Source organism: Nitrosomonas sp., from assembly GCF_019752095.1.
Lineage (GTDB): Bacteria > Pseudomonadota > Gammaproteobacteria > Burkholderiales > Nitrosomonadaceae > Nitrosomonas.
Window position 1 is genome coordinate 61,947 of the sequence record NZ_JAIEMO010000003.1, and the last position, 14,180, is coordinate 76,126.

Consider the following 14,180-nt stretch of genomic DNA (forward strand, 5'->3'; position numbering starts at 1 on the left):
TATTAATCCCAAATCAACAGCCGGATCGGCGTCGGGTTATACGCGTTACACGGATTGTTAAGCTGAGGGCAATTGGAAATCAGTACGATGACATCCATTTCCGCGCGCATTTCGACGTATTTTCCTGGTGCAGATACGCCATCGGCAAATTCCAGGCCGCCGGCTTCCGTGACTGGAACATTCATGAAGAAATTGATGTTGCTGGGCAAATCGCGCTTGCTCATGCCCAATTGCTGACACAGCGGGTCGTGCGCCAATGCGTGCAGAAAATTGTCGCGGCAACTGTGCATAGGCAGTTTCTCCAGCGCATAACGCACGGTATTACTCTCAGCCGAGCAGGCACCACCCAGCGTATCATGTTGGCCGCAAGTATCCGCGATGACGCTGAGCATGATATGGCCAAGATTGGAATAAAGTTTGCTGCCAGTCGACAGGTACACTTTTTTTTGCCGGTTAATGGTGTCGGTTGCGCTATAACGTTCTTGTGCGTTATGGGCGTTGTAGAACAGAGTGTCGACCGCTTGGTTGCCTTCCAGATCGACAATGCGAAAAGTTTGTCCCTGTTTGACTTGTTTTACCCAGGGCGCTCCGGCGGCACAAATTTCATCGATCACGGCATGTTTGGGATCGAGCAGGCTGGTATGCAGATAAGAAGTATTCATTTCGCACCTTCACAATAAAAGTTTTGCACGTTCTGTAACGCACGGATATTTTCACTGATATGCAGGCATTCCTTGATAGCCTGCGGTGGTGTATTAAACAGTTCCAAATTGACTGTGCCAGGTTGATACGGTTTCTTGGGATCCAGCGGGTGCGGTGCCGTGGATAGCGCAACAAGAGTATCCATTACAAAACTCAAATCCACGTAATCGCCCGTCTTACTATGTTCGACTTGATAAGCCAATTCACCTGTAGCATCGGTTGTGATCTTACTGAAAAAATTGATATTGGCTACGATGTCTCGCATACCCAAACCCCATTTTCCCAGTTCGATCAATAGACCATCCAGACCACTGCGAAACATTTGATTACGATGCTCCTGAAAGCGCGCGGCACCATATTTTTGTTGGATCAAATTAGCATCACTTAATCCGCACACAGTATCGTGCCAGCCGCAGGTATCCGTTGTGATGCAACAGAAAATGCGCCCCATGTCTGAATGACAGGCATGACCCTTGGTTAAGCGAAAGGTGTGCTGCGATTTCAGAGTGTCAGCCATGTTGTAGCGCTCAAGTTTCTCTTCATGATTAAAAAACAATACCGCTGCATTCGCGCCTCCGTCGACATCGATTAAACGCAATGTAGTCCCACGACGAATGATGCCCGACCAATGGCACCCGCCTGGTACAACTTGTTTCCAAATGATTGTTGACTGATTCATGACCGTCTCCTCAATAATTTACCCAAAAACAGATAGCTTGTAGTAACACCTAGAATGCTGCCCAGCACCAGCGGCGTGGCCCATAACTGCCACCACGGTGCGTCGGCTGCAATGGCATAAGGCCGCGGCCAAGCAATATTGATGAGCTCGAACAATGCCCAGGCAAATGCCAAGCTATTAATGACTAACCCCCATTTTCCCAGCTTTAGTTGTCCCAAATCTGGATTCCAGCGACCAGTCAATCTAGCAAACAACGCGATTCCGGTGGTGAATGCGAACATGGCGTAAAGACCGCCCGTACCAAACGCGATAATGGTAGCTACCGCGTCGTCGTTAAGTCCAAATATTAGCCCGCAACTTGCCATCAGGACAGTGAAGAGAATGGCATTACGCGGTGTATCGGCAGGTGTGACTCGATTGAGAATGCTGGGTAAATTGCCTTCACGTGCCATTGAGAAAACAATGCGTGACGTGTATTTGACTACCGATGCGCCACAAGCAAGAAATGCGATCATGACAATCGCCAGAAACGGTTTTTCAATCCATGTTCCGAAATGGCTGGCGATTAACGGCGTAATCGGATCGGCAGTCACGCTGCTGTTAATCAAAATATCATGATCAAAAGCTAATACCAGTGAGGCTGAATTGAAAATTACCACCGTACCGACTGCGCATAGCGAAAAGAATATCGCCCGTGGTACCGCGCGCTCTGGTTGATGCGTTTCTTCTGCGGTAGTCGAGCAAGCATCAAAACCAATGAATGCCCAACCGGCGATAGCAAGTGCAGCGAGAAAAGCAGCGATACTGCTGGGTGCAGTACCGGTACCTAAATGCTGAAACAATTCCATGAAAGAATGCTGGCGAAAAAACAAGAACAACAGCACCGCAATACCTAGTGATCCGACTACCTCAGCATACACTCCGAGCTTTATAACGAGCTTGAAAACATTAACATGCGCCAGATTCAGCAGAGTGCATAAGGCCAGAAAAATTATTGCCCATAAAACTTTTTCGCTACCACTGTCACCTTCCGATCCAAAAAAACCGGCAAACCAGATGCCGCCTGCATATGCTGTAGTGGTCAGCATAGCAATAGTGGAACTGACATAAATGACCCCGGCATAATGACCGGCAGTGGTGCCATAAAGCTGCCTTGCCCATTTGTACGCACCACCGGCAATCGGAAATTGCGACGACAATTCCGCATAAACGGTTGCCACCAGCAATTGCATCAACAAACAAATCACCAGTGCAGCAAACCAACCCCCACCTGTCACAGTAGTTTGTACGCCGATGATGGCATAGAGCCCCACAATTGGGGACACCACCGCAAAGCCCAGCGTAAAGCTGTGCCAGATGTTCATGCTGGGACGCATCGAATGTACCACCGATGTTGTTAACTCACCGGTTGGTTTTGAAGTTCTGAACATAACAAGTCTCCTTGATCGAGAAATAATACCGAAAGACCCATGTATCAGCGATACACGACCAGATCTCCCGGGCTTTTATCCCTCCGTGGAGCCTCATTATCATGAGACCGGAAACTCTTGGACCAGTCACCTTGCTTACATTGGCCGGAACCCTAGTTTCCCATTTTGACGTACTGTGCTTTTTAAGCGACTACACCAGCAATCTCTGATGTGCAAATGACATAAAAAACACGTTGCGAGTATCATTTTAAGTTCGAATTCAGGAAAAAGCAATGGTGTGATATAAGTTGCTTTGCTGCTTGTTTGAATTTGCACATTGCAAGAAGCATGCTCATTCAATCTGTCATACTTAATAAAATGTTGGTAGAGACATGCCCATCCAAAGCAGCGCGAGTATTATCATGGTAATACCAACCCCTATCGTACCGACGATCATGCCAATGAGTATGGTGATGCCATCCTTACTGAGCAAACCCAATGACATGATCAGAATTCCCCAACCAGGAGGAAAATTGGTCAAAGGAATAGGGAGCGCTATAGATAAAGCAAAAACGAATGTAAAAATGCCAATAATTCTTTCCCAAGTGTGTACGCTGATATACGTCAGCCGAGGTTGCAAGCGTTTTTCAATTTTCTTGAGCCAAGGGTTAGCCTTGACGATCAATTTTTCTATACTGGAACGTTTGATTTCTTTATTTTCAATCCAGACCGGCAGCCAAGGCGCCCGCATACCAAGTATCATTTGTACCGAGAATATGAATAGCGGAATGGAAAAGAATGTTGTGTACCCAGGTGGCACAGGCACGGGAAGACAAAGCGGCAGTGCGGCGATAGCCAGCAGAACGCCAAAACCGCGTTCATGCAAGGTATTCTTGATCTCCCCCACTTTCAGAGTGTCGCTGCGATACACAACGACCACGTTTTCCAGCAATTCAGATGTCGAGCGTCCGCTAATGTTATTGCTGTTATGGTTGTTATCGCTCATAGATGGTTTCCTTGAGTTTCCATATCTTGTCACATAATTGCATCAGTTATATTAACAATAAGCGGCGCACAAAACGCTTTTCTAAAATTTTCTGGCGATCTGTAGTCTGCATTCAATGACTAAGTGCACCAGCCTACGAAAAGTATATCGATTATTGATCGGCAAACACGGAGGCACAATGCTTCTTGGGTAGTTTTTTTGCGCTATTGTACACATCTCCGACCCTCGAACCAGATCCAATGTCATGCTGCCAACTGGTTTAGGGTGTAACACAGCAAATAATCCATAGTGCATTAAGTTGGATAATTTCTGCAATGGATTCAGGCGGAACCTTGGGTTGAGTTTTGGAAGTAACCGTAAGAATGTTATGATTTGCCTTGTTGTTTGGTTTTGTAAACGGTAAAATGCCGTCCACACTAGCGCTGACACCATCAGTGCTTATATCGTTGAATCAGCTGAGCTATGCTTACCAACAAATTGACCATTGATTATCCGGTAGGAAGGCCTCCAAGATATCCTCTGCTGGACAAGCCTCACCCCTTATTGGCAACCAAGCTAAATAGAAATCGCGATACCTACAAAGCCACACTCCAGATATGTCTGGAATATGTCAATGATTTAAAAACAATCGCATGCAGTGATGACCCCGAAGGGATGAATCCTTATTGGGTCAACGGCTTCATCCCAGGAATGGACGGTGCAACCCTCTATAGCATGACTGCGAATCTTAAGCCAAAGACATTTCTGGAAATTGGATCAGGCAATTCTACGCGCTTCATCGCGAAAGCCATGCGGGAACATAGCCCAGCAACAAGATTGATTTCAATCGACCCAGCTCCACGAGCCATGTGCGACAACCTATGTAATGAAATACACCGAAAACCATTGGAGGAAGTAGATCTATCCCTATTTGATCAGATCAAAGCAGGTGACATCATCTTTATGGATGGCTCACATCGTTGCTTTATGCATACTGACACGACTGTATTTTTTCTCGACATATTACCGCAACTGCCACACGACGTGTGGGTAGGCATTCATGATATCTGCTTACCTTTTGACTACCCGGAAAGTACTGTTGACTGGTTTTGGTCAGAGCAATATTTGCTTGCGTGCTATCTGCTGGGAGATTGTTCTTGGCTGGAGGTCATTCTACCAAGCGTTTTTGCTTCTGCGGATCCTGAGCTATCAGGCATTCTCAAACCCCTTTGGTCAAACTGGTCTCCAGGGGCAATCGAACAGCATGGCAGTATTTTCTGGATGCGTATTTGCCGAAACAGCTAAGTTTAGCAAACACTTACTTTGAACTCATCACCAATTGGACGACACATCTAATCTATCAGAAATAGGTTCTATCAATACTGTCGTGTATCTTAATCACGCCAAGTTGGAGTTCATCAATAAATTCATGTAGTTTTTCCTGATTAAATGTCCCCAGCTTGGAACTCTGCACTTTTTGTTGCAATTTGGTGATTAACAGCAACGTTTTCTCGTTGCGTGGCAAACTCTCCAAACAATTATGCACTTGAGATATGGCATGATAAAAAGCACGTGGAAAGCGCTCCTCCTGCAATAAGAATTTTAGAACATCCGGGCGGCTTATGCGCTGACGCATTTCACGGCGGTACATCTGGTAAGCACTGAGTGATTTGAGCACACTCACCCATTGCAAATTCTCAAATGGAGATAAAGCTTCCGACATATCCGGCAGTAATGTAGCGGAGCGTACATCAATAATACGTGTTGTCATATCAGCACGCTCCAGGTTACGCCCCATGCGCAGAAAATCATATCCTGCGTCGTGCGTCATAATACCAGCCAGCGTACCGCCAATCGCTTGTACACCGAGAATAATAGAACGTAAATAATCATAGCGATGCCGCTGTGTCTGCACACTTCTCGCATTAGTTTTTGTGTTCAAATGAAGTGCATTAACTTGCTCCCATACCTCACGTGGAATAATGTCACGAATGGTACGGGTATTCTCACGCGCCATGTTAAGCGCACAGAGGATTGAGCCAGGATTGCGAAGATCGGTGACCATGAAACGTATCACGCTGCGCTCATCCGCCTCTTCATATAAGCTGTAAAAATTGTCTTTACGGCTTGTGATATCGATGATGGGCTCCCATCCCAATTTCACCCGTTTGGGAAAATCAAGCAATAGGTGTGTATTGACATTGATCAACCGCGCAGTGTTTTCGGCACGCTCCAAGTAGCGCGCCATCCAGTAGATTTTGTTGGCAACACGAGAAAGCATGGTTAAACTGTCTCCATATCAACGATCCAGGTATCTTTACTACCGCCCCCTTGCGAGGAATTAACAATGGTCGAACCCTTGCGCAATGCCACACGTGTCAGACCGCCGGTTGTGACCATGGTTTGCTTTCCACTCAAAACAAAAGGACGCAAATCCAGGTGGCGTGGCTCCACGCGATTGCCTATCAAGGTGGGCGCGGTAGAAAGTGTTAGCATCGGTTGTGCAACATAATTACGCGGGTCTCGACGGATCAGATTTACAAATTTTTCACGCTCTTCCTTGCTCGCTTGTGGCCCGATAAGCATGCCATAACCACCTGATTCATTGGCTGGCTTAACAACCATTTCATGAATATGCTCAACAACATGTTCGCGCTCTTGTTTATCGATGCATTTATAGGTTGGCACATTCGGCAAAATAGCGTCTTGATCCAGATAATATTTAATCATATCCGGCACAAAAGCGTACACCACCTTATCGTCAGCCACCCCGGCTCCAGGTGCATTGGCTAAAGCAACTTTACCCGCTTTCCAGGCGCGCATGATTCCGGGCACGCCCAGCACGGAATCGGATTGAAACGCTTCCGGATCAAGGAACAAGTCATCAATGCGACGATAGATCACATCGACCCGCGTAAGTCCTTCGATGGTACGCATGTACACAACGTCATTCTTGTCCACAATCAGATCACTGCCCTCGACCAATTCTGCCCCCATTTGCTGCGCTAAATAGGCATGTTCAAAATAAGCAGAGTTGAAAATACCTGGTGTCAGTACAGCAATCTCAGGCTGATCTCCGGGCCGTGGTGATAAAGCGGCTAATGTGTCATATAACTGCGAGGGATAATCATCGACAGGCAGGATATTGCATTGGTCAAACATTTCAGGAAACAATCGCTTCATTACCAGGCGATTTTCCAACATGTACGAAACGCCAGAAGGGACACGCAGATTGTCCTCCAGCACATAAAATGTGCCATCTTTGTCACGCACCAAATCTGAACCGCAAATATGCGCCCAGATATTCAAGGGTGGATTTACACCCACACATTCCGGGCGAAAGTTTTTAGAATCTTTGAGCAATTCAGCAGGAAAAATATTATCCTTAACAATGTTTTGTTTATGGTACAAATCATCAATAAAAAGATTCAAAGCTTGAACACGTTGTTTAAGGCCAGCTTCCACTTGCTGCCATTCTTTTTTATCGATAATGCGTGGAATGATATCAAACGGCCAAGCACGATCTATAGAGCCTTCCTCTTCCGTATAAACCGTGAACGTGACGCCCATGACATGGATGGCAGATTCCGCTGCCAATTTATATTCTTCAATATCTTCGTCTTTCAAAGCACGTAAATAACTACATAAAGTCTGCGCAGCAGGGCGCGGTCTCCCACTGGCCCGCAGCATTTCGTCATACAGATTTTTTACCTTGTAACTTCCCCAGCGAATGGTCATTATGTTCTCATCATGTAAAATCGAAAAAATAGAAAATACTTTTTTTCATATATATAGTTTCAAAGTAACATGCAACTAAAGCAAAATACAAATATGCGTCTTATCTATTTTTTCATTCTTCCACATCGCCCAGCATTCAGAACTGATTGTAACTATTTAATAATTAAACATTATCCGGCGCTCGATAAGGCTGAGAATTCATCAAACCTGATTCAAAGGTCAATATTATTAAAACTATGCTATGCGACAACCAGCAGCTGAGTACAGACGATTCAATAAAAATGGAATTAATAAAAAACAACCAACGATTACTTCTTCAGCATTCAATTACTGGTATAACCTTTCGGTTTTCTCCAACACCTTAACCTCTATCAGTGGCCACGGTTGACTATTAAGCCCGGCCTCTTTTAAGTTTGCTCTTATAACCAGTTTTCCTTTTGGTGCTACACGATTCTTGCTAACGATGTAAACTATCAGGCACACACGTCAATACGAAGATACACTAATTTAAAATACTGGAAAAATAGATTTTCAGACAATGCACTATTCGTTGCAAAAACATGTAACGATAAAATGGAAGATTTTAGTCAATGTGGATTAATCGGCAGTTTCCACCACCAGCAGATCAAATGTCATACCCACGAAGTCTTGAACATAACCTTCGCAATTTCCACAACTCTGGGTTAAAGGTTACTTGATGCGGTTACATATACACCACATAACTCGATACTATTATGATGATTCGGTTTTTCTTGAACCGCATTATCTTAATTTTTACCCTCAACATCGATCTTACTTGCAAGTTGAGGCCTTCGATCTCAAGGTAGATCCCATCTCAGACGGACTCTTCCCCTTATTGAATATTGAGAATTCATTACAATATCAATGCTGGTTTAATAAAACTGTGAAGCATCTTGAGATTAACGCATCCATTAAGGTGCACTCTACTCAATTTAACCCTTTTGGTTTCTTCATCGATATGAATGCCCTGGAAATGAACAGTCAAGAACACTTTGGATATTTGAGTATCAAGCAGTCTATTTCATCTGAAATGCAAGCCATGTTGTTACCCTATAGGTCGTTGCCACCCAACGAATTACTGACACCGGTAAATGAAATTTTGCAATTGATCAACCAACATTGGGATCATACGGTAAGATATGCTGAAGACATACACGAACCCTCCGATTGCTTTCAAAGAAAAAATGGATCGTGTCGTGACTTATCATGGATGATGATTACCATGCTTAGATCTTTGGGGATACCCGCACGCTTTGTTAGCGGATACGCCTTCAATCCTGAATTGGGAGAAGGACATGAACTGCATGCCTGGGTGGAATTCATAGCACCAGGAGCGGGATGGGTCGGCGTTGATCCAAGCGCAGGTATTTTTACCAATGAAGCGTATATACCCGTTGCTGCCAGTAAAGATCCAAAGAAAACTTTACCCGTGTATGGCTCCTATCGGGGCAGTGTAAGCTCAAGATTGGAAACGGAAGTAAAAATAATAGAACTCTAGAAAATTAAATTATTTTCCCTTCAGCTTCAGTAACAAACAAATCATATAGAAAAATGTTCGGCCTCAGGCAAAACAATTGTAACTTAACCCGCAGACTTACTTCTTTTCAAGCTATTATCAAAGCAGGTAGAAATTTTCCAGTAAACAACGCGGAACTTAGTCGTAGAGAGTTTTTTATTAACCGCAATTTCTTTTTATATAAAAAATATGACTTATTGCCTCGCTATCAGTGTTAACAAAGGACTGGTGTTTGCCTCTGATTCAAGAACTAACGCTGGCGTTGATTATGTAACGACTTATAGCAAAATGAGTACGTTTGTCTGGCCTGGTGAGCGCATCTGTGTTGTGTTGACGGCGGGTAACCTAGCTACCTCACAAGCAGTGCTCAACAACATTCGAACTGATTTGGAAAAACCAAACTCCAAAATGAATTTACGTAAGGGCCTTCATTTATATGAAGTGGCACACTATATTGGCCAACTCAGCCAAGAGGAGCAACGCCAACACGCTGATGCAATGAAAAAAAGCGCTAATGGCGGCGCTGAAGCCAGTTTTATTTTGGGTGGGCAAATTGCTGGGCAACCATCAGAGATTTTCTTGATTTATCCGCAGGGGAATTATATCAGTGCCTCACCGGAAACACCTTATCTGCAAATCGGTGAGAATAAATACGGCAAACCGATTCTGGATCGCATCATTACGCCCACCACTTCAATCGAAGATGCTGCACGTTGTGCGTTGGTATCTGTGGAATCCACTATTCGCAGTAATATCTCTGTAGGCCCGCCCATCGAACTGGCAATGCACACCAGTGATACTATTCAAGAACCCTATCATTTAAAGCTAACTTTCAACTCCCCAATGTACAAGTCAATGCAGAAACAATGGAATGAGGGGATGCGCAGGGCTTGCGCCCGCTTGCCCCGCTTTGAGTGGGAAAACGCACAAGTAAAAAGTGATTAATGACTGATTTCGGTTACGACTTGGTGAATGTATCGTAGTTTATTCAACGAAGTATTGGAAATCACGAAGGGATAGGCATCGTCCATGCCCATACTGCGGTTAAGCGCATTCAATGCAACCGATAAACGACACCAATCATCGAACAACTCATCAAACGAAGCAGGGGTACAATAACCGCTGCTCATTTGAGTGTTATCGATTATTACAGGTGGAGAAACATCATGTCCATGGATTCTAAATCCAAAATCATGTGCGGTTTCGACCGTATCCACCATATGCAAATAATGCGCCCATGTCTCCGCCCAGTCTTCCCAAGCATGCGTACTGGCATAGGCACTAATCCAAATATCCCGCCAAAATGTTGGCGGGCCTTGATCATAGTAGGTTCTTAGCGATTGCTGATAATCTAATCGTTCATCACCGAACAATTCACGAAAACTGTCGATCCTGTCTGTTCCTTTTATCAGGAAATCCCAATAGTAGTGCCCGGATTCATGCCTGAAATGGCCCAACAAAGTACGATAGCGTTCATTCATTTTGTCCCGCATCTCTATGCGGGAACCATGTTCTGCTTCAAGCAGGTTAATCGTGATCATGCCCGAATTGTGGCCTGTTGCAATACTATGGCCGACCGTCAATTCATTACTGAATTCTCCTCCTACAGCTTCATCCTGCAGGAATTCAAAACCCATCCCTTTAGACGGATCTTGCTCTCGACTCACTACCGGCAATTTCAGGCTATACAAGGTATACAGTAAGCGCCGTTTCGCAAGTTCAACGCGATACCATAAGGTAAGATTTTGCGCCTCACTGAGATTTGGAATAATATGGTTAAGGCGGCATGAAACGCATAAGGGATGTTGATTATCAACTGACACCATCCAATTACAAACATTATAATCCACATTATTCTTACACAAGCGGTAGGTTTGGTTATTAAGTAAAGCCAACCAATTACCATCAGCAGATGGCTCCAAAGCGCTGAGTTGGCTTTCATCGGGTAAATAACCCACCATCCGACTGCAGGAGAAACACTGATTATTCTCAAAATGCAGATTATTTCCACAATGACACTGGAAAGTTTTCAAACGAAAATCCTATATCGAGCTAAGTTCCAAAACTATAGATTACAGCAAAACTCTGATGATGGTGTTTTTTGTACCGCGGATTCACGTATGGAGCACAACAATAAATGTAATCTGCCGCATCCTGTTGGTTAGCTAAGTTTGCTTTCATTAAACTGATTACTGATTCCAGACCGACTTCTGTCAGCTTTTGAGTAATTTCTCATATTTCCTATTTTGCGAATCGTGTTCTATCACTTGAAAACTATAGCAAAAATCACAGGCTGCTCAAACACAGAATTAATGACGCTCTCCAATATTTGATTAAATTATTGCAATATACTTAAACTGACGCTTGACTTTCCAACGATGGGAAGGTTCAGCATTAATACTCCTTATACAAATTTACAGGAGTTAAACATGAAAGATCATTTGCATCACAATCATTCTTCAGTTAAAGAACAGTCGCTGAACAGTGTTGCATTGATGGCCACCGTGCATTGCTTATCGGGCTGCGCGATCGGCGAGATTGCCGGAATGGTGATTGGAACAGCAATGGGATGGAGCAACGCGGCCACAATAGCGCTTGCAATAGGACTCGCATTCCTTTCCGGTTATCTGTTGACCATGCTACCCTTTCTGCGTGCGGGGTACAACTATAAAGCTGCGATGCGAATTGCCTTCGCCGCCGATACGGCTTCGATTACGATCATGGAAATCGTTGATAATCTGGTGATGCTGATAATTCCGGGAGCGATGAATGCTGCGCTCGATTCGCTGTTATTTTGGGGCAGTCTTACAACCGCATTGATTATTGCAGGCGTAGCTGCTTTTCCAGTCAACCGCTGGCTCATTGCGCGGGGTCGCGGTCATGCATTGGCCCATGCTCATCATTGAGGATCTGAAATGAATATTGGACAGGCAGCGCAAGCTTCCGGTGTTTCCGCAAAAATGATCCGCCATTACGAGGCAATGGGGCTAATTCCCCAGGCGGCACGCGCCTATTCAGGCTATCGCCATTTTCTTGAGCGCGATATACACAACTTGCGCTTCATTCGTCGGGCCCGTGCAGCCGGTTTTAGCACGGCGCAAATTAAAAAGCTGCTCTCATTATGGCAGGATCGGCAGCGACCCGCCCGCGAAGTAAAGCAACTGGCAACAGAGCATTTAACCGATCTGAAAGCACGTATATCCGAGCTGGAATTAATTGCTCAAGCCTTATCGCAATTGGTTGAGCAGTGTCATGGTGATGAGCGTCAGGATTGTCCGATTCTGGATACTTTGGCTGGGCAAGATGATCGCGCAAAAAAATTTCTCGAGCTTCATGGCACCAGCCATCCACGCATTCGCTCAAAACTTCCAATGAAGAAATAATTCTGAGCTAATCGTATCGAGATATCACAATATTTTATTTTGAGGTGTTACATGAAAACATTCATAACCATGATTACCATCACAGTCACTTTGTTTGCTAGCACATTACAAGCGGACGAGGGTCATCATCATTCAAGCGCTTTCGATCAGGAGAAATTAGGCCAGGTAAATTTCCCGGTTTCATGCACATCGTTGGCGCAAGCACAATTTAATCAGGCAGTGGCAATGTTGCATTCATTCTGGTATGAGGAGGCGGAAAAGGCATTTCGTCAAGTGACCACAACTGATCCGGACTGCGTCATGAGCTACTGGGGCGTTGCGATGAGTCTTTATCATCAGTTATGGGCAACGCCTCCGGTTGCAGCAGAATTGCAGAAAGGACGAGAAGCGTTGCAACAAGTAAGAAAACAAGCGATTAAAACGAAAAGAGAAGCTGCTTATCTTGAAGCCGTTGAGCTCTTGTATCAAGTCGACGAAAAAGCAAATTACGGTGCCAGGAAACTGGCATATCAAAGCGCAATGAAGCGGGTTATGACGCAAAATCCGGATGATCGCGAAGCAACCGTGTTTTATGCCTTGGCGTTGATTTCTACGGCTGCTCCAAGTGACAAGACGTTTGCCAATCAGAAGAAAGCATTGAATCTACTGCAAAAGGTGCTAGAGCATGAACCGAATCATCCGGGTGTGATTCATTACATTATCCACAGTAGCGACTATCCCGAACTGGCCGAGCTTGGACTGAATGCAGCGCGGGCGTATACGCGTATTGCACCAGCAGTGCCGCATGCGTTGCACATGCCATCGCACATCTTCATTCGATTAGGCCACTGGCAGGATGCAATACAATCCAATCTGACGGCCCATCATGCAGCAAAAGAATATGCACGAGAAAACGCATTGACCGCAACCTGGGATCAGCAATTTCACTTCATGGATTACACGATCTACGCTTATCTGCAGACCGGAGAGACCGAGAAGGCTCGAAAAATCTTACAAGAGCTGCAATCCATTAAAAAAGTGCAGCCGGAAAATACCACGACTGCTTATGCCTACGCAGCCATTCCAGCGCGCTATGCGATAGAACGTGCCCAATGGCACGAGGCCGCTGAACTCAACGTCGACCCAAGCGATTTCCCGTGGCAACAATTTGGCTGGTGCGAAGCCATCACGCACTTTGCTCGTGGCTTGGGAGCGGCAAGAGCTGGAAAAATAGCTGTCGCCCAAATCAGTCTGCAGCGATTGGAAACATTACGTGATGACGATCGGGCTGCGAATAAAGACTATACCGCTGATCAAATCGAAATCCAGCGCTTGGCAGTTGCAGCATGGATAGCACAAGCGAAAGGCGAAACAGAAGATGCAGTTAAACTTATGCGCGCTGCGGCTGAATTGGAAGAATCAACTGAAAAAGACAACGTCACGCCAGGTGCAATCGTTCCCGCCAGAGAATTACTGGGAGAAATGCTGCTTGAACTGAAGCGGCCCAGTGAAGCGCTGCAGGAACTCGAAGCTTCTTTAATACGCACACCCAATCGCCGCAATGGAATTTATCGTGCAGCACAGGCAGCAAAGCTTGCGGGGGATCAGCTGAAAGCCGATCGGTATCAGCAGCAGTATCAGCAATTGGCGGCATCCAATCAACAGCTTTGATAGGAACAGGAATGCATTGAAGATTTTCTTTGCCAAACTCGGAAACTGTTTATAATAAAAACATGAAAGCATACGACTGCAAATGGTTATTGATTTT

The 14,180-nt window shown here is 45.1% G+C and carries 13 protein-coding genes and 1 riboswitch; of the genes, 6 read left to right on the forward strand and 7 right to left on the reverse strand.

The window, feature by feature from the left end:
* Positions 1-2: 2 nt before the first annotated feature.
* The 4 genes from K2Q13_RS00540 to K2Q13_RS00555 form a co-directional block, all read right to left on the reverse strand.
* Entirely contained in the window at positions 3-662 is a 660-nt protein-coding gene (locus K2Q13_RS00540) for an urea amidolyase associated protein UAAP2 (protein WP_292918696.1), read from the reverse strand.
* Positions 659-1,381 carry an urea amidolyase associated protein UAAP1 gene (locus K2Q13_RS00545; protein ID WP_292918697.1) on the reverse strand — a complete coding sequence of 241 codons (723 nt, stop codon included), beginning with the start codon at positions 1,379-1,381 and terminating at the stop codon, positions 659-661. Before K2Q13_RS00545 ends, K2Q13_RS00540 begins: the two co-directional genes overlap by 4 nt.
* Entirely contained in the window at positions 1,378-2,811 is a 1,434-nt protein-coding gene (locus tag K2Q13_RS00550) for an APC family permease (RefSeq protein ID WP_292918698.1), read from the reverse strand. The genes K2Q13_RS00545 and K2Q13_RS00550 overlap by 4 nt, the downstream gene beginning before the upstream one ends.
* Before the next feature lie 62 nt (positions 2,812-2,873).
* Positions 2,874-2,978: riboswitch (guanidine-I (ykkC/yxkD leader) on the reverse strand.
* A 182-nt stretch (positions 2,979-3,160) separates the two neighbouring features.
* Positions 3,161-3,796, reverse strand: coding sequence for an exopolysaccharide biosynthesis protein (locus K2Q13_RS00555; protein WP_292918699.1), 636 nt, complete (start codon positions 3,794-3,796; stop codon positions 3,161-3,163).
* 462 nt (positions 3,797-4,258) lie between these two features.
* Here K2Q13_RS00555 and K2Q13_RS00560 point away from each other — a divergent pair, with 462 nt between their 5' ends.
* Positions 4,259-5,080, forward strand: a complete 822-nt coding sequence (locus K2Q13_RS00560; RefSeq protein WP_292918700.1) for a class I SAM-dependent methyltransferase — start codon at positions 4,259-4,261, stop codon at positions 5,078-5,080.
* Between the two features lie 55 nt (positions 5,081-5,135).
* Here K2Q13_RS00560 and K2Q13_RS00565 read toward each other — a convergent pair whose 3' ends face one another.
* Both K2Q13_RS00565 and K2Q13_RS00570 read right to left on the reverse strand, forming a co-directional pair.
* Entirely contained in the window at positions 5,136-6,056 is a 921-nt protein-coding gene (locus K2Q13_RS00565; protein WP_292918701.1) for an alpha-E domain-containing protein, read from the reverse strand.
* Positions 6,057-6,058: 2 nt separating this feature from the next.
* Positions 6,059-7,513, reverse strand: coding sequence for a circularly permuted type 2 ATP-grasp protein (locus K2Q13_RS00570; RefSeq protein WP_292918702.1), 1,455 nt, complete (start codon positions 7,511-7,513; stop codon positions 6,059-6,061).
* Positions 7,514-8,210: 697 nt separating this feature from the next.
* Here K2Q13_RS00570 and K2Q13_RS00575 point away from each other — a divergent pair.
* Both K2Q13_RS00575 and K2Q13_RS00580 read left to right on the forward strand, forming a co-directional pair.
* On the forward strand, positions 8,211-9,032 hold the full coding sequence (locus K2Q13_RS00575; protein WP_292918703.1) for a transglutaminase family protein: 822 nt from the start codon (positions 8,211-8,213) through the stop codon (positions 9,030-9,032).
* A 207-nt stretch (positions 9,033-9,239) separates the two neighbouring features.
* Positions 9,240-9,995, forward strand: a complete 756-nt coding sequence (locus K2Q13_RS00580) for a peptidase (protein WP_292918704.1) — start codon at positions 9,240-9,242, stop codon at positions 9,993-9,995.
* On the opposite strand, the gene K2Q13_RS00585 is transcribed toward K2Q13_RS00580, so the two are convergent.
* Positions 9,992-11,083 (reverse strand): putative zinc-binding metallopeptidase, encoded by a 1,092-nt coding sequence (locus K2Q13_RS00585; RefSeq protein WP_292918705.1) that lies wholly within the window; start codon positions 11,081-11,083, stop codon positions 9,992-9,994. The genes K2Q13_RS00580 and K2Q13_RS00585 overlap by 4 nt on opposite strands.
* Before the next feature lie 396 nt (positions 11,084-11,479).
* Between K2Q13_RS00585 and K2Q13_RS00590 the strand changes: the two genes are divergently transcribed.
* The 3 genes from K2Q13_RS00590 to K2Q13_RS00600 are packed head-to-tail and all read left to right on the forward strand — an operon-like array spanning position 11,480 to position 14,083.
* Positions 11,480-11,956 (forward strand): DUF4396 domain-containing protein, encoded by a 477-nt coding sequence (locus K2Q13_RS00590; RefSeq protein ID WP_292918706.1) that lies wholly within the window; start codon positions 11,480-11,482, stop codon positions 11,954-11,956.
* A gap of 9 nt (positions 11,957-11,965) precedes the next feature.
* The gene (cueR, locus tag K2Q13_RS00595; RefSeq protein WP_292918707.1) at positions 11,966-12,433 is read left to right on the forward strand and encodes a Cu(I)-responsive transcriptional regulator; all 468 of its coding nucleotides are present in this window, start codon (positions 11,966-11,968) and stop codon (positions 12,431-12,433) included.
* Between the two features lie 51 nt (positions 12,434-12,484).
* Positions 12,485-14,083, forward strand: a complete 1,599-nt coding sequence (locus K2Q13_RS00600; protein WP_292918708.1) for a hypothetical protein — start codon at positions 12,485-12,487, stop codon at positions 14,081-14,083.
* The last annotated feature ends 97 nt before the right edge of the window (positions 14,084-14,180 follow it).